20 protein-coding genes, 4 pseudogenes and 1 riboswitch are annotated in these 20753 nt (G+C 68.8%); of the genes and pseudogenes, 10 read left to right on the top strand and 14 right to left on the bottom strand.

Going from position 1 to position 20753, the window contains the following annotated elements:
* The first annotated feature begins 10 nt into the window (after positions 1-10).
* The 6 genes from IEZ15_RS25510 to thiD all read left to right on the top strand — a co-directional run bounded on the left by IEZ15_RS25510 (position 11) and on the right by thiD (position 3852).
* Positions 11-1039: an alpha/beta hydrolase gene (locus IEZ15_RS25510; RefSeq protein WP_189279521.1), complete on the top strand. Its 1029-nt coding sequence runs from the start codon at positions 11-13 to the stop codon at positions 1037-1039.
* Between the two features lie 216 nt (positions 1040-1255).
* Positions 1256-1516 (top strand): hypothetical protein, encoded by a 261-nt coding sequence (locus tag IEZ15_RS25505; protein ID WP_189279520.1) that lies wholly within the window; start codon positions 1256-1258, stop codon positions 1514-1516.
* A 43-nt stretch (positions 1517-1559) separates the two neighbouring features.
* A complete protein-coding gene (locus tag IEZ15_RS47175) occupies positions 1560-1970 on the top strand; it encodes a SpoIIE family protein phosphatase (RefSeq protein ID WP_189279519.1) in 411 nt (136 codons plus the stop codon).
* Positions 1937-2031: riboswitch (TPP riboswitch) on the top strand. Its footprint overlaps the gene before it by 34 nt.
* Positions 2032-2084: 53 nt before the next feature.
* Entirely contained in the window at positions 2085-2384 is a 300-nt protein-coding gene (locus IEZ15_RS25495) for a hydroxyethylthiazole kinase (RefSeq protein WP_229846109.1), read from the top strand.
* The gene (thiE, locus tag IEZ15_RS25490) at positions 2381-3058 is read left to right on the top strand and encodes a thiamine phosphate synthase (RefSeq protein ID WP_189279518.1); all 678 of its coding nucleotides are present in this window, start codon (positions 2381-2383) and stop codon (positions 3056-3058) included. Before IEZ15_RS25495 ends, thiE begins: the two co-directional genes overlap by 4 nt.
* Positions 3055-3852, top strand: coding sequence for a bifunctional hydroxymethylpyrimidine kinase/phosphomethylpyrimidine kinase (gene thiD, locus IEZ15_RS25485; protein ID WP_189279517.1), 798 nt, complete (start codon positions 3055-3057; stop codon positions 3850-3852). The genes thiE and thiD overlap by 4 nt, the downstream gene beginning before the upstream one ends.
* 191 nt (positions 3853-4043) lie before the next feature.
* On the opposite strand, the gene IEZ15_RS25480 is transcribed toward thiD, so the two are convergent.
* From IEZ15_RS25480 to IEZ15_RS25445, 8 genes and pseudogenes are all read right to left on the bottom strand, one after another.
* Positions 4044-4385 carry an acyl-CoA dehydrogenase C-terminal domain-containing protein gene (locus IEZ15_RS25480; RefSeq protein WP_229846108.1) on the bottom strand — a complete coding sequence of 114 codons (342 nt, stop codon included), beginning with the start codon at positions 4383-4385 and terminating at the stop codon, positions 4044-4046.
* 25 nt (positions 4386-4410) lie between these two features.
* Positions 4411-4614 (bottom strand): annotated as a pseudogene (locus IEZ15_RS25475) (SDR family oxidoreductase); the annotation flags it as partial.
* Positions 4592-4879 carry a glycosyltransferase gene (locus IEZ15_RS25470; protein WP_308427441.1) on the bottom strand — a complete coding sequence of 96 codons (288 nt, stop codon included), beginning with the start codon at positions 4877-4879 and terminating at the stop codon, positions 4592-4594. The gene IEZ15_RS25470 and the pseudogene IEZ15_RS25475, both read right to left, overlap by 23 nt.
* A gap of 11 nt (positions 4880-4890) precedes the next feature.
* Positions 4891-6705 carry an ABC transporter ATP-binding protein gene (locus IEZ15_RS25465; protein ID WP_189279516.1) on the bottom strand — a complete coding sequence of 605 codons (1815 nt, stop codon included), beginning with the start codon at positions 6703-6705 and terminating at the stop codon, positions 4891-4893.
* A gap of 234 nt (positions 6706-6939) precedes the next feature.
* Positions 6940-7215: a hypothetical protein gene (locus IEZ15_RS25460; protein WP_189279515.1), complete on the bottom strand. Its 276-nt coding sequence runs from the start codon at positions 7213-7215 to the stop codon at positions 6940-6942.
* A 195-nt stretch (positions 7216-7410) separates the two neighbouring features.
* Positions 7411-7912 (bottom strand): annotated as a pseudogene (locus IEZ15_RS46785) (nucleoside deaminase).
* Between the two features lie 119 nt (positions 7913-8031).
* Positions 8032-8502, bottom strand: coding sequence for a cyanase (gene cynS / locus IEZ15_RS25450; protein WP_189279514.1), 471 nt, complete (start codon positions 8500-8502; stop codon positions 8032-8034).
* A gap of 65 nt (positions 8503-8567) precedes the next feature.
* Positions 8568-9167 (bottom strand): carbonic anhydrase, encoded by a 600-nt coding sequence (locus tag IEZ15_RS25445; RefSeq protein ID WP_189279513.1) that lies wholly within the window; start codon positions 9165-9167, stop codon positions 8568-8570.
* A 697-nt stretch (positions 9168-9864) separates the two neighbouring features.
* Here IEZ15_RS25445 and cynR point away from each other — a divergent pair.
* Complete coding sequence (cynR, locus tag IEZ15_RS25440; RefSeq protein ID WP_189279538.1) at positions 9865-10773, top strand: transcriptional regulator CynR; 909 nt, start codon at positions 9865-9867, stop codon at positions 10771-10773.
* Between the two features lie 613 nt (positions 10774-11386).
* On the opposite strand, the gene IEZ15_RS25435 is transcribed toward cynR, so the two are convergent.
* Entirely contained in the window at positions 11387-11533 is a 147-nt protein-coding gene (locus IEZ15_RS25435; protein WP_373302619.1) for a hypothetical protein, read from the bottom strand.
* A gap of 52 nt (positions 11534-11585) precedes the next feature.
* A pseudogene (locus tag IEZ15_RS47170) lies at positions 11586-11711 on the bottom strand (MerR family DNA-binding transcriptional regulator); the annotation flags it as partial.
* A gap of 943 nt (positions 11712-12654) precedes the next feature.
* Between IEZ15_RS47170 and IEZ15_RS25425 the strand changes: the two are divergent.
* Entirely contained in the window at positions 12655-13248 is a 594-nt protein-coding gene (locus IEZ15_RS25425) for an isochorismatase family protein (protein ID WP_114248768.1), read from the top strand.
* A 622-nt stretch (positions 13249-13870) separates the two neighbouring features.
* Here the strand turns inward: IEZ15_RS25425 and IEZ15_RS25420 are convergent.
* The 4 genes and pseudogenes from IEZ15_RS25420 to IEZ15_RS25400 form a co-directional block, all read right to left on the bottom strand.
* Complete coding sequence (locus IEZ15_RS25420; protein WP_189279512.1) at positions 13871-14191, bottom strand: hypothetical protein; 321 nt, start codon at positions 14189-14191, stop codon at positions 13871-13873.
* 28 nt (positions 14192-14219) lie between these two features.
* A pseudogene (locus IEZ15_RS25415) lies at positions 14220-15305 on the bottom strand (ArsO family NAD(P)H-dependent flavin-containing monooxygenase); the annotation flags it as partial.
* Positions 15306-15479: 174 nt separating this feature from the next.
* Positions 15480-16592, bottom strand: coding sequence for an ACR3 family arsenite efflux transporter (arsB, locus tag IEZ15_RS25405; RefSeq protein ID WP_189279511.1), 1113 nt, complete (start codon positions 16590-16592; stop codon positions 15480-15482).
* Positions 16589-16897 carry an ArsR/SmtB family transcription factor gene (locus IEZ15_RS25400; protein ID WP_189279510.1) on the bottom strand — a complete coding sequence of 103 codons (309 nt, stop codon included), beginning with the start codon at positions 16895-16897 and terminating at the stop codon, positions 16589-16591. The genes arsB and IEZ15_RS25400 overlap by 4 nt, the downstream gene beginning before the upstream one ends.
* A 94-nt stretch (positions 16898-16991) precedes the next feature.
* Here IEZ15_RS25400 and IEZ15_RS25395 point away from each other — a divergent pair, with 94 nt between their 5' ends.
* Both IEZ15_RS25395 and IEZ15_RS25390 read left to right on the top strand, forming a co-directional pair.
* The gene (locus tag IEZ15_RS25395; RefSeq protein ID WP_189279537.1) at positions 16992-17414 is read left to right on the top strand and encodes an arsenate reductase ArsC; all 423 of its coding nucleotides are present in this window, start codon (positions 16992-16994) and stop codon (positions 17412-17414) included.
* Positions 17415-18125: 711 nt separating this feature from the next.
* Positions 18126-20687, top strand: coding sequence for a serine/threonine-protein kinase (locus IEZ15_RS25390; protein WP_194535970.1), 2562 nt, complete (start codon positions 18126-18128; stop codon positions 20685-20687).
* Positions 20688-20753: the final 66 nt, after the last annotated feature.

The following is a 20753-nucleotide window of genomic DNA, read 5'->3' as shown; positions in this document are numbered from 1 at the left end:
AGGAGCCGCCATGACCGCCATCCCGATCCGCCGAGCCCGCCTCCTGCTCGTCCTTGCCGCGCTGCTGCTCACCCTGGCGTCGACCCCGCCGGCGCCGGCCACCGCGTCGACAGTGTCACCCGCCGGGGCAGCGGGCGGGTTCGGGCCCTCCTCCCGGGGGGCCGAGGTCGTCGCGGTCGCCCAGGTCGCCGACCGGCAGGTCGACCTGTCGGTCCGTTCGCCGGCCCTCGGCGGCCGGACGGTGAACGTGCGTCTGCTCACGCCCGATGGCTGGGACCCGGGCGACCGGAGTCGGCACTGGCCGACCCTCTGGCTGCTGCACGGCTGCTGCGGGGACTACACGTCGTGGACCAGTCGGACCGACGTTGCGCGGACCGACAGCCTGCGCGATGTCCTCGTGGTCATGCCGGAGGCAGGCTGGAACGGCTGGTACAGCGACTGGTGGAACTACGGCCAGGGCAGTGACCCGGCATGGGAGACCTTCCACACCAAGGAACTGCGCCTTCTCCTCGAGCACGACTGGGGGGCGAGCAGGAACCGCGTCGTGGCGGGACTTTCGATGGGTGGTCAGGGCGCCCTGCTGTACGCCGCCCGGCACCCCGGGATGTTCAAGGCGGCCGCAGCGTACTCCGGCTCTGTGCACCCGCTGCTGGGCGACGAGTCGGTCAACCGCATCATGGGGTTCTTCGCCGGTCAGGGCACCGACCCACTGAGGGTCTGGGGCGACCCGGTTGCGCAACGTGACATCTGGGCGGCCCACGACCCGTTCCACCTGGCCAAGCGCCTCAGGTCGATCCCCGTCCACCTGTCCTGCGGTGACGGCACCACCGGCCCCTTGGACCCGCCGGGCGCCACGAGCGCGCTCGAGGCGGACTTCAACAGGCAGAACCAGGCCCTTGCGAGCGAGCTCGAACGCCAGGGCGCGAAGCACGTGACCACCCACTTCTACGGCCCGGGGACCCACGGCTGGGCGTACTGGCAGCGTGAGTTGCACTCCTCGCTGCCGATGCTGCTCCACGCCTTGCGGGCCGACGGCTGAACGGCCGTATGCCGAGATCATCCGCCCGGGCATCCCCGCCGCGCCATGGACGGCCGTGTCCGGGACGAGCCCCCGGCCGGGCAAGGGAGATCGTGGGACCGTCACCGGTTACGGCGATCTCGTCTGCATACTGTGCCAGTCCCACCACCGGCTCGGCCCGGGTGTCCCGCCTCCGAAACCGCACGTCGCCCTGCCTCCGCTGTAAAGATTCAGTCCATGAACGACAGCACCCCTGCCCAGAGGGCCCGCGAGCTGCTCACCCAGGCATCCCAGCACCCGGTTGCCAGTCCTCAGCGCGACGCGCTGGTGGCCGAAGCCGCCGTGTGGGCACGGCTGGAGCACGCAGCCGTCATGGAGCATCACACGGCCGCAGTGGCCGACATCGAGTCCGTCCTGGCCTCCTTCGCCGACCCCGTGCAGAAACTCGGCAGCGAACTCGGCAACCTGACCGAGCACATCAAGCTCGGCCAGAGGTGAGCGAGCACGCGGAGGCAGGGCACCGCGGTGGTCACGTGTTGCGATGACGGTGAGGCGCTGGGGCAGGCCGCGTGGCGGGCTGCCCTTCGAAACCGCTGAACGCCGACTCGCGGAAGACTTCCTCCTCGCGCTGGGCACCGACGGCCTCCTCCAGGCACCGGACCCGGATGCCGATGCCGGGCCCGACCTGCTGCCCCGTACCGTGGCCGGCCCCGCACGACCGCTCGAGCAGCTCTGCGGTGCCGTGCCGACCACCCTGCTGTCCGGGCCCCGTTCCGGTGACGCGGCCCTGCTCATTGCCCGCCCCCGCCCTCCGCAGGCAGGACGGGCCGTCCGGGGGAGCTGTTCCTGTCGGAGATCCTTTCGCAGTACCGGTCCCGGCGATGTGAGGGCCGGAGCGATCGGGTTAGTCTGTCCGTCGTACCGGACACGGGGTGCCCCATTCGAGGGCTGAGATCACACCCGTCGAACCTGAACCAGTTCGTACTGGCGGAGGGATGTCTTCCATGCCTTTGGCGCATGTATCCGGCGGGCTGCCCGCCGACGGTCGGCCGACTGCGTGGTCGCCGTGTCGGGGCCCGTCGACTTCGTCACCGACGGGATGCGCAGTGCCCGGAACGCCCATGGGGATGCCCTGTTGACCCGGGTGACAGGCGGCGGCTGTGCGCTGGGGGCGGTGATGGCTGCCTTCGCGGCGGTCGACGAGGACCGGTTCACCGCGACGGTGGCTGCCGTCACCGCGTTCACGGTCGCCGCCGAGCTCGCCGCGAAGGAGGCCTCCGGGCCCGGCAGCTTCGCCGTCTCGTTCCTCGACGCGCTTGCCGCACTGGAGGAATCCGACCTTGCCGAGCGGGCGGTGCTCTCGTGACCGCGGCACCGGTGGATCTGTCGGTCTACCTGGTCACGGACGCGGCCCGGTGCGCGGCCCGCGGCCGGAGCGTGGCCGAGACCGTTGCACGGGCCGTGGCCGGAGGCGTCACCGCCGTGCAGATCCGGGAGAAGCACGCCGCCGGGAGGGAGTTCCTGCGGACGGTCCTGGAGGTGGCCGCCATCCTCCCCGAACGGGTGGCGCTGATCATCAACGACCGGGTGGACGTGTTCCTGGCGGCCCGGGCAGCCGGGGCGCGCGTCACCGGGGTCCACGTCGGCCAGTCGGATCTGCCGCCGGCCGCGGTACGCGAACTGATCGGTGAGCACGCGGTCCTGGGTCTGAGCGCCGCCACCCCCGACGAACTGCGCGCCGCCGCCGGGGATCCGGCACGCGTCCACCACATCGGCATCGGCGCGCTGCACGCGACCCGGACCAAGGCGGATGCCCCGGCCGCACTCGGCCATGACGGTTTCGCCCGCCTCGCCCGGCTCAGCGACCTGCCGGCCGTGGCCATCGGCGGCGTCACCCCGGCCGACCTGCCACGCCTGCGGGATGCCGGGGCGGCGGGTGCCGCCGCCGTCTCGGGCATCTGCGCCGCCGAGGACCCCCGAGCAGCAGCCCGCGCATACGCCCGGGCATGGACCCGCAACCGAGAGGAGAGCCACGCATGACCGCGCCGCCCCGCGTGCTGACGATCGCCGGATCCGACTCCGGCGGAGGAGCCGGAATCCAGGCCGACCTGAAGACCATGCTGGCGCTCGGCGCCCACGGAATGAGCGTGCTCACGGCTGTCACGGCACAGAACTCCCTGGGCGTGCAAGGCGCATGGGAACTCCCCGTGGAGGCGGTGCGCGCGCAGTACCGCAGTGTCGTGGACGACATCGGCGTCCAGGCGGTCAAGACGGGGATGCTCTCCTCGCCCGAGCTGGTCACGGTGGTCGCCGGGCTGTTGTCGGACGTGGCGGCCCCGGTCGTCGTGGACCCGGTGAGCGTGTCCAAGCACGGCGACAAGCTGCTGGCCGACGACGCGCTGGATGCCGTACGCACCGCGCTGCTGCCGGTCGCGACGGTGGCCACGCCGAATCTCGACGAGGTCGCGCAGCTCACCGGCATCACGGTGACGGATGAAGCAGGTATGCGCCGCGCTGCCGCGCGGCTGCTCACGTACGGGCCCCGCTGGGTGGTGGTGAAGGGCGGCCACCTGCCGGGTGAGGCGACCGACCTGCTGACGGATGGCGAGGCGGAGCACTGGCTGCGCGCCCCGCGGCACGACAACCGGCACACCCACGGCACGGGCTGCACGCTCGCCTCGGCCATCGCGGTGGGCCTGGCGCAGGGCCACCCGGTACCGGATGCGGTATGCCGGGCCAAGGACTACGTCACCGCGGCGATCGCGGCGGGATTCGCGCTGGGGGCCGGCGTCGGGCCGGTGGACCACAGCTGGCGGATCCGCGCGCGCACCTGATGCCGGTCGATGAGTCCCGCACCGCCGGGCCGCCCGCCACACAGGCCCCGCCGGGCGGTGCCTGTGTGGAGACGTTCCCGGATTCCTCGTCAGAAGACGAGGATTCGCGGACCCATGGGTCAGAACCACTCGGCCCGGTTGTCGGCCGCGGTGCGGTCCAGGCTGTCGATCAGGTCGAACTGCCGTCCCGTTCACGGGAGTTCCACGCGGAAGAAATACCGGGCCGCCTGCCGCTTGCGTTGGTGGAAGTCGTCCGCGTGGTCCTTGAGCGCGAGGAACTGCTCCAGCCAGATCCAGGCCAGCACCACATGGCCGACGGCTTCCAGGTAGACAGAGGCGTTTGCCAGGGCCGTTGCCGGGTCTCCGGTCGCCCACAGCCTGGCCGTGGTCCGCTCGACGCGGGCCGTGACCTGCTCCAACCGGTTGGCGAGCGTGGCCGCCTCGCCGCCGGCCACCCCGGCCCGGGCGATGGTTGCCGCGATGATCCACATCTTGGTGCCGGTGATCCGGTACGTACCGTCGGCCTCCGGCACCGCCCGGGTGCGTGGCGGCCATCACCTTGGACTCGAAGGGGCCCGGGGCGACCGCGTTGACGGTGATGCCCTGCGGGCCGAGTTCCTTGGCCAGGACCCTGGCGAGGTGGTGCAGTCCGGCCTTGCCGGCCTCGTAGGAGCAGGCCGGGAGGGGACTGACGTGGAGACCGTCGATGGAGCCGACGTTGATCACGCGTGCCGGGTCGTCATGGGAGCCGGCCGAGCGCAGCAGCGTCCGCGAGCAGCCGTTCCACTGTCCCTGTCAGTTCCCCGTCCGTGAAGCGGTAGGTGTCCAGCCGGATATCGAAGCCCAGCTCGTCCATCCGCTGCACGTTGTCGTACGGATCCTGGAACGGTGGCAGCACCATCGGTTTGCTGAAGCGGAGGGCCTCGGTCTTCGTGCTGTTGCCGCCGTGCGTGATGACGAGATCGACGAGCGGCAGGATCGACGTCTGCGGCAGGAACTCGGTGCCCCACATGTGCGGCGCGAGCACCGGGCTCGCGTTCAGCGCAGGTCGGCCCGCGCGGGGGTGTCGTCGAGGAAGCCGCCCGACTGATGCTGCCACAGCTTCGCGTAGGCGCCGTCCGACGCGAGCAACTCCTGGTGCGTGCCCTGTTCGACGATCCGTCCGCGGTCGAGGACGACGAGCCGGTCCATGGTGGCGACCGTGCTGAGCCGGTGCGCCACCACGAGCGCCGTCCGCCCCTCCATGAGCCGCCACAGCGCCTCCTGGACGAGGATTTCGCTCTCGGAGTCCAGGGCGCTGGTCGCCTCGTCCAGCAGCAGGATCGGCGCGTCGCGCAGGATCGCCCTGGCAAGGGCGACCCGCTGGCGCTGTCCGCCGGACAGCTTGACACCTCGCTCGCCCACCATGGTGTCGAAGCCGTCCGGCAGCGCGTCGGCGAACTCCGTGACGTGTGCCGCCTCGGCCGCGCGGCGGATCTCGGCGTCGGTGGCGTCCGGCCGGGCGAACGCGATGTTGTCCCGCAGCGTGCGGTGGAACATTGCCGGGTCCTGCGGCACATAGGCGATCAGGCTGCGCAGGTCGGCCTGGCGCAGCATGCTGATGTCCTGACCGCCGATCAGGATTCGGCCGGCGTCGATGTCCGCCATCCGCAGCAGCAGTCGGCTGAGTGTGGTCTTGCCCCCGCCGGACCGGCCGACGAGACCGATTTTCGCCCCGCTGGGCACAGCCAGGTCGAGGCCCTCGAAGAGCGGTTCGGCGCCTGCGTGGGCAAAGGTCACGTGGTCGAAGTGGACGTCGGCGGTTCGGGACAGCAGCGGCTCCGGCGCGGCCGGGTCGAGAACGGTCGGCGGCCTCAGCAGCAGTTCGGTGAATTGCGCGGCCTCCGTCATCGAGCTCTCCAGGCGGCGGTAGATCTGGTTGAACTCGAACATGATGCGCGTTGCATTGGTGTAGTACGTGAAGGCGACCACGATCGCCTCCACGCCGTGCCCGCCCCCGCCGATGGCGACCGCGAGCAGCAGGCCCAGCGCGTTGGTCAGCACGGACATCGGTGCGACCAGTGTGTCGATGCGCAGGTTGCCGTAGTCCCACGACCGCAACGTGAGCCGCCTCGACACCGCGACGCGGGAGCGGTGCTCGGCGGCCTCGCGCTCCTCGGCGGCGAACGCCCGGACCGTGTCCATGTTCATCAGGCTGTCGGCGACGTGGCCCGACACCCGGGCGATCGCCTCCTCGCGCTGATCAACGAGCGTCTGGCGGCGGCGGATGAGGGGCGTCACGCACAGCGCCGTCAGCGCGATCATCGCCAAGAGCCCGACAACGAGCAGCGGTTCGTAGCGCCAGAGCACCACCGACCCGAACAGCAGGGGCACGAAGCTGCCCACGACCGAGAAAGTCAGCGTGTCGACGAACTCCTCGAAGCGGGACGCGAAGCTCAGGACCCGCTTGGTCAGCGACCCGGCGAAGTTGTCGTGGAAGAACGTGGCGTCCTTGGCGAACAGCTCGTCCATCCCGATCACGTACAGGTGCTCGATGCCGAGGGCGTCAATGCGGTTCAGACAGTGCAGGCCGACGCGCCACAGCGTCTCCGCGAGCAGCAGGACGCCGGCGAAGCCGAGGATGTAGGGCAGCGTCGAGCCGATGGCGATTCCGGAGTCGCCGGCGATCCGGCCGACGAGCTTCGCGACGAGCAGCGGCGCGATGTAGTTGATGCCGATGTTGCCCAGTGCCGGAAGCAGCATCGCGGGCACCGTCAGCCGTCGGAGCCGGGCCAACTCCCGCCCGTAGTAACGAAGGGCGAGGCGCACTGAGCCCGCGCCGGGCGGAACCTCGCGCGATTCAGGCAATCCCATCCCACCCCTGTGTTGTCGTGCGGCAGCTCGTCACGCGCTTCTCCGGGGAGAAGCCGTTGCCCCATGTCCGTGCGGAGCTTCGGCTCGAGTGAGTGCCTTCGCCCAGGTCGTCTTCCGGAGGCGGGGCACGACGGCGGAGCCCCCGCGCTGCTCGTGGCGACGCAGCCGTCCGAGTACGGGGAGGCCAGGAATCGCAGTGTCTCGCGGGGGCGCCCGCGGTGTCCAAGCGTTATTTCAGCCGAAGGCGACCCGCAGCCGCTGCGCAGGCGTCAGCGAGGCCGGCGACCCGACGATTACCTCACCGCAGAGCGGGCCTTTTTCGCGCCCCAGCAGCGTGCTGATGAGCGCGGGCGACGGTGGAGTCCACGGACTCATCCCAGGTCGGCGCATCAGGCGTGGTTCGCCGAAGCGTTCCTCGAACTCGGCGTCGTTCAAGGCCCGGTGCTCCTTGCCGGTGATCCGGCCCGTCAGCAGGTCGGTGAGGAAGCCGGGGAGGGGAGCGGCGCGCATGGTTTCGGTGATCTCGCCGGGCAGGCAGGCGACCCGGCAGCCCGCGTCCCGTGCGACGGTCAGAGAGAATGTTTGGCGTGGTGTCGTCGTCGCGTTTTCCCAGGCGCTCGGGCGCCGCGGACGCCGAAACGACCACAGCGCCGGAACGCGAAGGAGACGTCGGGCTACTGCGCTGCGCGTGTGGCCCGTCGCGTCCTACGCGGCGGTCGGTGCCCCGGGGACACGCCGATTGCCGCCGTTGTGCTTCTGCCACAGCCGGTAGACCTCGACGGCCGCGTCCTGCGGCTCGTGGCGCATCGGCAGGCGTCGCTCGGGGTAGTCCTTGGCGAACTCGTCGTAGAGGGTGTCGAGTTCGAAGTACTTCCGGTCGTCCACGTAGTGCGGCTCGTAGGCATCGCGGGTGGTGAGGAAGACGACCTCGTCGGGGGAGCAGTAGTACAGCGAACCCAGGCACATGGGGCAGGGGTGGGCGAGCACATAGATGGTGGCGCCGACCAGGTGCTCCGTGTCCGAGCATCCTGCAGGCCTCGCGGATGGCGAGGATCTCCGCGTGTGCGGTGGGGTCGGAGGTCCGGGCGACCTTGTTGGGGCTTTCGGCGAGGATCTCGCCGTCCTTGACGATGACGGTGGCGAAGGGGCGCCCGCCCTCTTCGATGTTCTGGCGGGCGATGTCGATGGTGCGCTGGATGAAGTCCATGCGGAGGCCTCCGGTGGAAAGGGAGTGCCTGGTGGGCAGGCGGTGTCCCGGGGGAAGAGAAGAGGGGGCGGGCTGGAGAGTGTCGCGCTCCCGGCCCGCCGCGGCCAATGGACGGACAGTCAGAAGGGTTTGGTGGGAAGGTACTTGCCGTCGAGTGTGATGACGGCGCGCTCGCCGCCCTCCGGATCGGCGACTTTCTTCACATCCAGCTTGAAGTTGATCGCGCTGATGATGCCGTCCCCGAACTGCTCGTGGACAAGGGCCTTGAGAGTGGTGCCGTAGACCTGGAGCATCTCGTAGAACCGGTAGATGGTCGGGTCGGTCGGAACTCCGCCGGGGATCGATCCACGGGTCGGGATCGTCTGCAGCAGCAACACTGCGTCGGCGTCCAGGCCCAGCAGCTCCGCGACAGCGTTGGCGGCCTGCTCCGGCAGAGCGTGCTGGCCGAGCACCGCCGCGGTGACGAAGGCGACCGACAGGCCTGCGGCATCGGCGATCTGCTGCCAGGTCAGGTCCTTGCGGGTCTTGGCCTCGACGGCTGTGGCGGCGAGGACCTGGCGCGCGGTGGGGTCGAACTGGGCGTGTGTCATGAGAAGGATTCCTTTCTGGGGTACCGGCTTTGAGGAGCGGCCGGCGAGTTCGGCGGGGTGGTGGGTCATGCCGCGACCGCGGCGCCGCCGATCGTCTCGATGGCTCCGGTTGCGATGTCGAATATCCAGCCGCGCAGGGTGAGTGTCCGGGCGGCCACGGCGCGAGCCACCGACGGGTGGGTGGCCAGGTTCTGCAGCTGCGCGTGGACGTTGGCCCGTACCAGGGTGGCGACGTCGGGCGTGCCTGGCGCGGCGGGGACGGCAGCGGCGCGGGCGGTCGCGGAGTCCGCGTGCCGCAGCCAGCCGGCGATCATCGGCGTGGCGCTGAGGTCGTGTTCCTCGGCCAGGGCGGTCATGGCTCCGCATGCGGAGTGACCGCAGATGACGATGTCGTTCACGCCCAGTACGGCAATGGCGTACTCGATGCTTGCTGCGACACCGTCCGGTCCCGAGGCGTAGGCCGGGACCAGATTTCCCGCGGTTCGGACGACGAACAATTCACCCGGTTCGCTCTGCGTGATCAGCTCGGGGACGACCCGGGCGTCGGAACAGCCGATGAACAGCGTCTTCGGTCGGTGTGTCATGGCCAGACGGGCGAACAGCCTCGCCTTGGCAGGAAAGACATCGCGGCGGAAACGCGCGGGGCCGTCTGTGAGGTCGTGCACAGTCACTCCCTTCGGTGGTTGCCTGCCCGACGGGCTGACGAAGTTCACCATGCATGAGCGACTCCTATAGTGTCCAAGTCTTGATATCCATAACTTCCATTGATCAGATCTATAGCTCACCGCAGGAGGGGGGCCCGTCAGGGGAATCGGATATCGGGTGCGGGGTCGCCCGGGGGCGTGGCCGGCTCGAACCACGAAGGCTTCGGCATCTGCTGCCGCTCCGCGGTGCACAGTCCCCCTGGTCGCCGGGCAAGGCAATGCGGCAGGAGCGCGCGGGAACCGGATGGCGGCCCGCAGGCGTGACGGCCGTGCCCGGCAGGTCGCTGGTCGGCACCATGCACGCGCGAAGAGGCGGGCCCAGGATGCCGTGGGCGGAGCCGAAACGGCTGGGCTCCGGCTGCGTTGCCGCGCGGCAACGCAGCCGGAACCACCATCACCCGCTGTACGGTGCATGAGCAGAGCGGCAGATCGAAGGGACCGGTTCCGTGGCCACCGGCTCCGCCCATACCCGGGACGGTGCCGAACATCGCGGCCAACGTGCCGAAGACGGTCCGAGGTGTCGGTTCGCTGTCGGGTAGCCGCTGGTCGAAGACCTTCTTGACGGGGCAGCGGACACCGGGGCCCTCGCGAGGCAGGTGCCCATAGGTGAAGGAGTGTATTAGTGGGAGTGTCGATTGACCCGCTCTATACTCCAATTATGGGTCCGGAACTACGCCACCTCCGCTATCTGATCGCGGTGGCCGAGCATGGCAATTTCACGCGCGCCGCCGACGAACTGCGTATCTCGCAGCCGACGCTCTCGCAACAGATCAAGCAGCTGGAGAGAGTTGTCGGCGTTCAACTGCTCGACCGCAGTGGCCGCAGCGTCCGCCCGACCGACGCGGGCGAGGTCTATGTGCGCTATGCGCAGCGTGCTCTCCGGGAGCTGGCAGCGGCCGATCGTGCTGTCCTCGACGTGGCTGACCTCTCCCGCGGGCATCTGCGCCTGGCGATGACGCCGACCTTCACCGCCTATCTCATCGGCCCTCTCGCGCAGGAGCTTCACACCCGCTACCCCGGCGTCACACTGGAGGTACGGGAAATGACGCAGGACCGCATCGAAGCGGGACTTCTGGCCGACGAACTGGACCTCGGCATCGCGTTCGAGGGAACCCATCTGCCCGGGATCGTCGCAACCACGCTCTTCACCGAGACCCTCAGCCTCGTCGTCACCACGAGTCGTCCCGATACGCGCAGCGATCGGCCGTTGCCGGTGAGCGACCTTGCCGGGCAGCAACTCGCCCTCCTCAGCAGCGACTTCGTCACCCGAAGCCACATCGACAACTACTTCGCTGAGCATCACATCAGCCCGCCGATCGCTGTGGAAGCCAACAGCATCCAAGCCCTTACCGAGATCGTGCAGCGCACCGGCCTGCTCGCCACCGTGCTTCCCGACGCCATCACCGACGACCACCCCCATCTCACCCCCATTTCCATCGACCCTCCGCTGCCCACCCGCGTCGCCACCTTGTTGCGCAGAGACAGCGCCTACGAGAGCGCCGCCGCACGCGCCTTCATCCGGCTTGCCCGCGACGTGGTCCAGGAACGCGGCTACACACCGGCCTGACTCCGGACTCCACGTGCGTGCGGACAGTTTCCTCGGCCAGGAGCTCCCGGGAGCACGCGCAGCACCGCTGTCACCCCACCGGCCACTCCGGACACCCGTACGGGGCGATCGCCGCCGGGGCCCCCGCCCGCCCGGCGCGGCCGGCGACCTGAGGAGTCGTCTCCGGTCAGCGTGTTCGACAGTGCCCAGCTATCTGCGCATGGTCCGCACGGACGGCACTCGATCGACGGGTGGCACCAGCTCTTCGGCGCTGACTCCCACGAGGTGCTCCGGAGAGCAAGTGCACTCCGCCCATACCGCTGCGCACCCAGGGGTATTGCAACGCATACTGCCTTACGCGACTGCGCGAGCTGGGCCTGGTGATCCGCGATCGACGGCGCGGTGCGGTTGTCCTGTCCCGGATGACTGTGGGCAGGGTGAGGCTCTGACCTGCGGTGCCCACGGTTGTGCCGGACAGGCTGGCGGTTGGTGTCCCGCACAACCGCAGGCAGCGCGGTCGTTCACCCGCGGAGCCAAGCAAGCAGGTGCCGTGGAGCCGGTCGCCATTTGCCGGCTTCACGGATGAGTTCCTGAGAGCGGATCTGGTGCAACTCGAAGTGCATGTCGCACGCTCCTACTGCCGGAACTCCATGACGTCGGCGACCACGCAGCTGACGTTGTCGGGGCTGCCGGAGTCGTTGGCGAGGGTGATGAGTTCGCGGACGGCCTGCTCGGGCTCCCTGCCTTCGGAGAGCACCCTTTGGATTTCTTCGGTCGGCACGATGGTCGACAGACCGTCGGAGCAGAGCAGGTATCGGTCTCCCTGCCGGGCGGAGGCGATAGCCGGTCACCGGGTCGACGCGAGCGGGGGGCAGCAGGCCGAGCTCGTCGTAGAGACGCAGCGCCTTCGGTGACAGGCGGGACGCCTTCGCGAACGTCCCGATGGTCAGCAACCCCATGCTTGCTCCTCCTCATGCCGAGCACATCGCCCGGCCCCACCGATGCTGTGGCTTCCCCCAAGGTGAAGGTCAACTATCGGGCAGTGATTGCTCTTCCGCGCGACGAGGATGCGGCGAGCGTGGTCCCCGGCCAGCTTGCCCATGGGCATCGGGGCGGTGCGAAGGTGGCGCCAGATCGAGTGATCCAACCGCCCTGGCGGTGGTTGCGTACCCAGACGCGAGACATGCCGTAGGGGTCGTAGTGCACGTCCCGGCCCCGGCCGTCGCTTCCCGCGCCGGAGCGCTGACAGCGGAAGGGGTTCAACTCCGCGCCGTCGCAGGAGTTGATTGTCCGTCGTGGACGGGGCAGAAGCTCGATGTGCTCCTCCGCTCCGGTCGCGACCGGTACGTGCCCGGCGGTCGGGACCGGAGCGGCGTACTTCTCGTTTCCGAACTTGCCCACAGACGACCGGGACGGTGGTCCCCTTACTCCGAAGGAACAGAGAGACGTTCTTGACACGTGGCGTCGAGCCCGCAGCTGCGCGACCTCAACTCCTGGGCAGACTCTGAGCTGTGCCCCGCGAATCGTTCCTGCGGTGAACCTTGTCGGCCGTACGGATGACCGCAGGCCGCGCTCCGCCCAGGACGCAGGCGGCGACCGGTATACCCGGGGGAATGCTCAAGAACCCGGTATGCGGAATCGGGGCTCTCTCGTCGTCGGTGCGTGGGGGAGCGGGCGGCGACGAAGCGGGGCCGGCAGCTGGCCGTTCATGAGGCGGAGCTTCAGACGTTGAGCGCCATTGCCGACGGATCGTCCGCGGACACCGTCGTCTCCTGCACCCCGGCCGCGCAGCGCAAGATCCCGTCCCGGGGTGCCCGGCGTCATCGGGTGCCCGTGGCTCGTGCCGCATCAGGTTCCGAAGCGGTTCCTTCCTGTGTTCCACAATCCTGAAAGGTGTTCGTGATGAGCCGAGGGCTGATCGTGGTGGATGTGCAGAACGACTTCTGCGAAGGAGGTAGCGTTCCCGTCGCGGGAGGCGCGCGGGTCGCCTCGGCGATCGCCGATCTGGTCGACCGGAGCGCAGGCCGTGACTACCAGTACGTTGTGGCCACCCGGGATCACCACATCGATCCGGGCAGCCACTTCTCCGAGACCCCGGACTTCCAGGACAGCTTCCCCGTCCATTGCGTGGCAGGGAATGAAGGCGCTGAATTCCATCCCCACTTCGCACCCGTCGTCACGGACGGCAAGGTGCACGCCGTTTTCTTCAAGGGCGCCCACTCTGCCTCCAAGAGCGGCTTCGAAGGCGCGGACGCGGAGGGAACCTCCCTCGCGGACTGGCTGCGTGCCCGTGGGGTCGAGGACGTCGACGTGGTGGGCATCGCCACGGATCACTGCGTGCGTGCGACCGCGCTGGATGCTGTTGCGGCAGGATTTCGCGCACGGGTACGTCTCGACTACTCGGTCGGCGTCGCCCCGCACACAACAGCTGCCGCGCTGAACGACTTCCGCAAGGCCGGAATTGCAGTATCCGGTGAGGTGCCGGCTCCGGAATAGTCCTGACACCGGTGCGAGGTACGACTGGCACCGGTGTCCCGCCGGCCCGGCGGAGGCCACGTCCGGTTGATCACCGGTTTCCACGTGGAGAACCGGGCCGGGTGCGGGCGGCTGACCGGTTCGGGTATGCGCCCGCCGGGCCCGGCGCGGCTCGGGCAAAGCCATGAGTGGCCGGCCGGGTCCGCGACCGCAGCGGAACCCGCGTCGCGCCGTCGCCGGGCTGGGGCCTTACCACCCTCCTCGGCCAGGTCGAGCGCCTCACCGCTCTGATCGCCGACGAACCACTGGCCGCACTCCGGGTCGTCGCGGCCCTGAGACGCGTCACCGAGCGGTTGGTGACCGGCGCCGTGTTCAGCATTGACACCGCGGACGGGCCGCAGTGGAACACCGTCGCCCAGGCTCCGGGGCAGCGAGCAGGCCGCCCGCTCCCGCCTGACCCGCTACGCCCTCCACGAATGCCCCTGGAGATCGGTGTCGGCGCCGATCTGTACGAGAGCGGGCGCCGGAGCGACGCAGCACCCTCCGCCGTCGCCCTGTGCGAGATCCGGAGGGTTCGTGGAGCAGGGGCAGCGTGGCCGGCATCAGGGGTGGAGCATGCCGATCTCATCGCGGTGAGCCGGGATCAGGGTTCGTGGTGGAAGGCGGTCGCGAGCGCCTGGTGCAGCTGGCCGATGCTGGGGGCGCCGTCCAAGCCCTCGGGTGTGCGGTAGAGACGGCAAGCCATCCCCTGCGTTCGTCCGGCTTCTGCGAACAGGTCTTCTCCGTCAATGAGGACAGTCGGGGAACCGGTGAAACTGATGCGTTCGGCCTCGGTCTGGTCGGTGACCACCCGGGTGACGACATCGACGTTGTGCAGCCCGGCAGCCTCCAGCGCTTGCCACAACCGGGCGACGGCCAGCTGTTCGTTCGGGCATTCCTTTACGACTACGACCTCGATCCGCATGCCTCCAGGATGCCGCAGTACCTCGGGCCAGCAGTTCGGTGATCTGACGGACGGCATCACGGGCAGGGCGCCCCACGCCGATGAGGGTCGCGGAGGCCGGCCCGTCCAGTCGCCGTGGCCGAGCAGGGGCAGCCGCGGTTCACCGACCGTGCGGGTGCCGTCGGTGGCCCCGTACGCCGTGCAACCCCAGCGAGGCAAGGTGCGAGAGGGCGGGCGAAACCCGGTACACCAGATCACCGCGCCCGCGCATCCGGTCGTGCCCTCGCTCCACCGGATGCCGTCGGTAACGGGCCGCTCGAACATTGGCTGGGCCTTCAGCAGTCCCGCGTCGCGCGCTGTGCGGACCGGCGGGACGGCCACGATGTTGCCGAGCGGGCGACGCCGTCGGTGTTGGTGCGGCCTTCGTCCAGGGCGCGGCGGCGGGCGGTGGCGGGGGTAACAGGGCGTGGCCGTCGATGTCGGCGGCGAGGATGCGGGGAGGGCGCCGGGTGACCCAGGTCAGGTCGATGCCGTCGTGGATGGCGAGGTCGGACGCGATCTGTGCGCCGGAGTCACCGCCGTCGACCACGACCACTCGCTGTCCGGCGAAGTCGGACGGGCGCCGGTAGTTGGTGGTGTGGAGCCGGCGGCCGGTGAATACCTCCTGGCCGGGGACGGCGGACAGGAAGGGACGCCACCAGGTGCCGGTGGCCGAGACAACCGCCCGTGCCGACCAGCCGCCGGTGTCCGTCTCCACCCGCAGCCGTTTTCCGTTCCGGCGCACCGCCCGGACGCGGACCGGGCGGTGGATGGGCAGGCCGTAGCTCCGCTCGTAGTCGGTCAGGTACTCCAGCACGTGCCCGGCGTCCGGGTACTCCTCGCCGGTTTGGGTGGGCATGAGACGGCCGGGCAGGGAGGAGAACGCGGCCGGGGAGAACAGGTGCAGGGAGTCCCAAATGTGCTGCCAGGCCCCGCCGGGCGTGCTCTGCGCGTCGAGGATCACGAAGTCCAGCTTCTTGCGGCGCAGGCAGTAGCCGGCGGCGAGCCCGGCCTGCCCGCCGCCGATCACCACAACGTCGCTCACCTCGGTCTCGGGGACAGAGCCGCTGCGGCGGGTGCCTCGGCTGCGGCACACACCGGGCACAGCACCGTCCGCGCTTCGGCCTCACCGGGGTTCCGATCAGACTGCCCCGACGCACGCTCCGGGGTGCGATGCGGGCGTGAGCCGCGCAGACTCCGGCTCCGCAGCCCTGGCAGAGGCCGATGGTGGTGCTGTTCGGTCCCGTGGTGCGGCAGTCGAGGCAGTGCATCAGTCGTCTCTTCCCGGGGTGGTGAGTTCCGCGGGCATGAACTTCTTGCGCCAGGCGAGCGCGACGTACACGAGGCCGATCAGGACGGGTACCTCGATGAGCGGGCCGACGACTCCGGACAGGGCCTGGCCGGAGGTGACGCCGAAGGTCGCAATGGCGACGGCGATGGCCAGTTCGAAGTTGTTGCCCGCCGCGGTGAACGCCAAGGTCGCGGTGCGGTCGTAGGCGAGCCCTAGGGCCTTGCCGAGCAGGAAGGTGCCGAAGAACATGATCGCGAAGTAGACGAGCAGCGGCAGCGCGATCCGGACGACGTCCAGGGGCTGCGAGGTGATCGTCTTCCCCTGGAGGGCGAACAGGATCACGATCGTGAAGAGCAGCCCGTACAGGGCCCAGGGTCCGATCTTCGGCAGGAACTTCGCCTCGTAGTTCTCGCGGCCCATCTTCTGCTCGCCGATGCGGCGGGTGAGGAAGCCGGCCAGCAGCGGGATGCCGAGGAAGATGATGACGTTGAGGGCGATGTGCCAGACGGAGACGTCCAGGCCCTGGCCGTCGCCGAGGTTCAGCCACCGGGGCAGCAGGTCGAGGTAGAACCAGCCCAGCAGGCCGAACGCGATGACCTGGAACACGGAGTTGAGGGCGACGAGGACGGCGGCGGCTTCGCGGTCGCCGCAGGCGAGGTCGTTCCAGATGATGACCATGGCGATGCAGCGCGCGAGGCCGACGATGATCAGGCCGGTGCGGTACTCGGGCAGGTCGGGCAGGAAGATCCACGCCAGCGCGAACATGACCGCTGGCCCGACGATCCAGTTGATGACCAGCGAGGACACCATCAGCTTGCGGTCGCCGGTGACGGTGTCGAGCCTGTCGTAGCGGACCTTGGCCAGCACCGGGTACATCATCACCAGCAGGCCGAGCGCGATCGGCAGGGAGATCCCGCCGACCTCGATCTCCGCCAGTGCGTCGTTCATCCCCGGGATCAGCCGTCCCAGGCCAAGGCCGACGGCCATGGCGAGCAGGATCCACACCGCGAGATAGCGGTCGAGAGTGGAGAGCTTCCTGACGATCGAGTCGTCCCCGACCGCCGCGGCGGTGGTGGGTTCGGTGGAGGTCACGGGCAGGCCCTCTTGTTCCCGGCGGCGCTGCGGGCGGACTCGGCCAGCGCGGCGAACTGCTCGGAGAGGCCGGCCAGGACCTCGGGGCGCAGCTTGTAGTAGGTGAAGCGGCCGCACGGTTCCGTCTCCACCACACCGGCCTCGCGCAGCACCTTCAGGTGATTGGAGAGGTTGGTCTGCTTCGCGCCGGTCTCCTCGACCAGGTGCGTCGTACAGAGCGTCTCGCGGGCCAGCAGGGCCACGATCCGGAGGCGGAGCGGATCGCCCAGCACCCGGATCAGATCAGGATCGACTGAAGTCAGCATGTGCTGATACTTTCACATCACCGCCTGCTGATACCAGCGGGGACTGAAGTCATTGGCGGCTGGTACCGCCATGCGACGAGAGAGAACGATCACCATGGCCGAGTCCTCCGGCAAGCCGTCCGTCCTGTTCGTCTGCGTCCACAACGCCGGCCGCTCCCAGATGGCTGCCGCCTGGCTGACCCACCTGGCCGGAGACCGCGTCGAGGTCCGCTCCGCCGGCTCCAGCCCCGGCGACGCCGTCAACCCCGCCGCCGTCGAAGCGATGGCCGAGGTCGGCATCGACATCTCCGCCGAGACTCCGAAGGTCCTCACCATCGATGCCGTCCGCGAGTCCGACGTGTGCATCACCATGGGCTGCGGCGACACCTGCCCCGTCTTCCCCGGCAAGCGCTACCTCGACTGGAAGCTCGACGACCCCGCCGGACAGGGCGTCGAAGCCGTCCGCCCCATCCGTGACGAGATCAAGACCCTCGTCGAGGGCCTCATCGCAGAGATCGCCCCGGAGGCCGAGGCGTGAGCGGGATACGCGATGTCGTCATCATCGGCACCGGCCCCACCGACTACACCACCGCTCTCACAGGCGCTGGAGCTGTTTGTACCTGTCCGCCGGCATGGGTGGCGGCGTCCCGGCCGCCCTGACCTGCGGGCTGGTGGCAGGAGTCGTGGCCGCCGTGACGCTGCGGGTGGCCGTGGGCCGCGCAGAGACCATCGATGCCGCGGCCTTGGTCCAGGGCGCCGCCCGACCCTGGCACGGTCGCACTTCGGTGAGATCTGTGGCTTGCCACGGCACTGCCGTCTTTTCTCCTCAACATTCGCGGTCCGGTTGATCACCAACTGCAACCAGCCGTTCGGTTCTGTCGCCTCCGCCGTGGCATCCGGGCGATGGCGATAGCCCTTGATCGCATTGTGGCCGTGGACGCAGATCTCGGCCGTGTCTGCCGCTGAGTAACTGGATGATGCGAATGCCAGTCGCTTCAACGCATGGGCGCGGCCGTCTCTGTCGCGGAGGCGGCCCCGGATGCCGTGGCGAATCCAGCGTCGCCGGCGGATTCCAGTGGGTCGTGGGCCTCGCGGCGGGCCTCTCCATCGCACCGGCGCGATGCCTGCCTTGAGCTGGACGACGACGACAGTACCATCGCGGGTGACGGTGCTGTCGGGCGGGCAGTGAGGTCGTCTCGGGGCGCACGGCGCCTTACGCTACTTCTCCGACGTGGCTGAGGGGGACGTTGTGCTGCATGTGCCACTGCACCAGGAATTCCGGTTCATTCACGAGCCGTTGCCCGTCGGGGACGCCTCGATTCCCGTCCTTGGCCATGATGAGCTCGTTGCGTCACTGCGTGAGCGATTGACGTACTCGCACGGGGGTGCCTTCCTGGTTACCGGATTTCGCGGGGTGGGCAAGACAACACTCGTTATGCGCGCACTCGCGCAGGCAGCGTCCGAGCCGACCGACGGTGGACTGGGCAGCGGCTCCGATCACGACACCTTGCTGGTCGTGTATCTGAGCATCGCGCGCAAAATGGAGTCGAACCAGCTGCTGTTCGCCGTCGTCCGGCGGATCTTCGAGACATTGGACGACCGAGGTCTCTTTCCGCAGTTGCCACCGGACGTCCGGGAGTCGCTGCTACTCGCCTACACCCGCACCTCGCTGTCCTTCACGCAGACCCAATCAGAGGGCAGCGAGCGCGGCGGCACCTTGGGGATGGGTGCTCAGGAGGGCCTACTCGCATCCGTCGCACCAACTCTGAGTCTGGCGGGCAAGCGGATGAGTACACGTACGACGGAGGCCTCGTTCCTGGCCTACTCGGAGACGGACGTCGAGCATGACCTCATTCGCATCATCCAGTTACTCAGCGGCAGACACGGCCGGCCTGCGGCCAGGGGTCGCCTGCGCCGCCGCAGGTCGCGGCTGCGGGTCCATCCGGTCATCGTGCTCGACGAGGTCGACAAGTTGACCGACAACGCGGAGGACGCGATAACCGACCTGGAAAGATTGCTTGGCTCGTTCAAGAGCGTCCTCACCACACGCGGCGCCCACTTCATCCTGGTTGCCGGGCCTGATCTCCACGACCGGGCACTTACGGATGTGGACCGGGGAAACGGCTTGTACGAGAGCGTCTTCGCGTGGCGGATGTACGTACCGTGCCTCTGGGCGGCGCCGGAGATCCTGGTCCAGGAGCTGGCCGAGCGCGGACGGACAGAGCGCGGACTGCCGCCGTTGCCGTCATCTTCCACGGGCTCGGAGCTGAACCCGACGTTGGACCTGAGCGGCCCGGAGGGCGAGCTGACACGGCTGGCCCTATTAATCGCCTATCTGCGTTTCAAGTCGCGAGGCGTCCCACGTCGGCTGCTGCAGGAGTTCAACTCTCTGGTCGTCTGGGACAGTTCAGGAAACCCCGCCTTGCGCGTCGGGGAGGAGGCCTGGCAACGGATCCTGTTCTACAGCCACTTGGACGGAATCGTGTCAGGAACTGCACCCACGGGCACAACGGACATCCTGGCTCCCGTGCCAATCGACGACGACCGGTGGCGGCTGGGCGGCTATCACGTTGCGGACTGGGCACTGCGCAGCCGCGGCAGGGTGTTCGCTGCAGCGGACGTCACGAGCGACGGCCAGCTCGACCCGTTGCTTCGGATGGACAGTCCCACGGTGGAACGGCTCCTGCGTCACCTCGTGCGCGGCGGCGTCCTGGAGGTGGTGAACGAGGCAGACCGCCCCAACGCCACCATCTACGGTAACCCCGCAGCCACCGGAATCACCTATTACAAACTCGCGGACACATATTCTCGCAGGTTGGCGAATTTTGCGCGCCACAACGAGAGCGAGCGGGCCGATGTGGGCCTGCCGGCGCCGGCGTTGCGCAACTGGGACACCACGTTCGCCATCTTCCGAGCACGTCAGGACGCTGCGCCTGCGTGGACGCCCGAGCGCGGCCTCGAACCTCCGATCACACGCCTCTCCAACCGGTACGAAGTGCGCAATCTGGTCGGGTCCGGAGGTATGGGCGCCGTCTACCGTGGCCGTGATCTGCGGACTGGTGAGGACGTGGCGATCAAGGTGCTGCACCATCATCTGGCAGAGGATTACTTGATGTTGGTCCGCTTCCGCCGCGAGGCCGAGATCGGCATGCAAATACGGCATCCCAACATCTCACGCACCATCGCGATCGTCGAGGCGGCTCCGGAATGGGCGCTGATCATGGAACTGCTCGATGGCCCCGCGCTCTCCCAAGTCCTGGAGGAGAACGGGCAACTGCCCCCCGCAAGCGTCGTTCAGATGGGAAGGTGTCTCGGCGAAGCGCTGCTGCACCTGCACTCTCTGAATCTGTGTCGGATCGACCTCAAACCGTCCAACATTATCGCCCACCCGATTCGCGGACCTGTGGTTGTCGATCTCGGAATCGCCCGCTGGACAGGGGTGGATGAGAATGACAGGGACACGGCGGTCGGGTCTATGGTTGGCACACCGGCCTACATGGCTCCCGAGCAATTACGGTCAGCCACGGAGGCGGACATCAGGTCGGACCTGTACGCGCTCGGGGTGGTGCTGTACCAGTGCATCACTGGACACCCTCCCCACACCGGCGCTAACGATGTGGAGGTAATTTTCTCCATTCTCCGCGAGCCCATTTCCTTTGATGACCTCACGGGTTCCGAGGAACTACGCGGCGTGGTGGTTACGTGCCTCGCCCACGACCCAGCAGACCGCTACCAGGATCCGGCCGACTTCCTGCGTGCGCTGGCGGCCACTCCGGAGGCTGGGGTCTCACGAAACCAGCAGATGTGGTGACGGGGGTAGTAATTCTTACCGGGACCTTCGGCGCTGCTGCCGACCGCGCCCATCGACGGGTGATTC

Source organism: Streptomyces atratus (genome assembly GCF_014648655.1).
Lineage (GTDB): Bacteria > Actinomycetota > Actinomycetes > Streptomycetales > Streptomycetaceae > Streptomyces > Streptomyces atratus.
This window is presented reverse-complemented; position numbering and strand designations above follow the sequence as displayed.

Excerpts from the sequence above, each read along its gene's own strand:
- IEZ15_RS25425 (WP_114248768.1), top strand. The coding sequence starts at position 12,655 with ATGAGCCGAGGGCTGATCGTGGTGGATGTGCAGAACGACTTCTGCGAA.
- IEZ15_RS25460 (WP_189279515.1), bottom strand. The coding sequence starts at position 7,215 with ATGCGCGCCGCTCCCCTCCCCGGCTTCCTCACCGACCTGCTGACGGGC.
- IEZ15_RS25420 (WP_189279512.1), bottom strand. The coding sequence starts at position 14,191 with ATGCGGATCGAGGTCGTAGTCGTAAAGGAATGCCCGAACGAACAGCTG.
- IEZ15_RS25510 (WP_189279521.1), top strand. The coding sequence starts at position 11 with ATGACCGCCATCCCGATCCGCCGAGCCCGCCTCCTGCTCGTCCTTGCC.
- IEZ15_RS47175 (WP_189279519.1), top strand. The coding sequence starts at position 1,560 with ATGACGGTGAGGCGCTGGGGCAGGCCGCGTGGCGGGCTGCCCTTCGAA.
- IEZ15_RS25465 (WP_189279516.1), bottom strand. The coding sequence starts at position 6,705 with ATGGGATTGCCTGAATCGCGCGAGGTTCCGCCCGGCGCGGGCTCAGTG.
- cynR (WP_189279538.1), top strand. The coding sequence starts at position 9,865 with ATGGGTCCGGAACTACGCCACCTCCGCTATCTGATCGCGGTGGCCGAG.
- IEZ15_RS25395 (WP_189279537.1), top strand. The coding sequence starts at position 16,992 with ATGGCCGAGTCCTCCGGCAAGCCGTCCGTCCTGTTCGTCTGCGTCCAC.
- thiD (WP_189279517.1), top strand. The coding sequence starts at position 3,055 with ATGACCGCGCCGCCCCGCGTGCTGACGATCGCCGGATCCGACTCCGGC.
- IEZ15_RS25505 (WP_189279520.1), top strand. The coding sequence starts at position 1,256 with ATGAACGACAGCACCCCTGCCCAGAGGGCCCGCGAGCTGCTCACCCAG.
- IEZ15_RS25400 (WP_189279510.1), bottom strand. The coding sequence starts at position 16,897 with ATGCTGACTTCAGTCGATCCTGATCTGATCCGGGTGCTGGGCGATCCG.
- cynS (WP_189279514.1), bottom strand. The coding sequence starts at position 8,502 with ATGACACACGCCCAGTTCGACCCCACCGCGCGCCAGGTCCTCGCCGCC.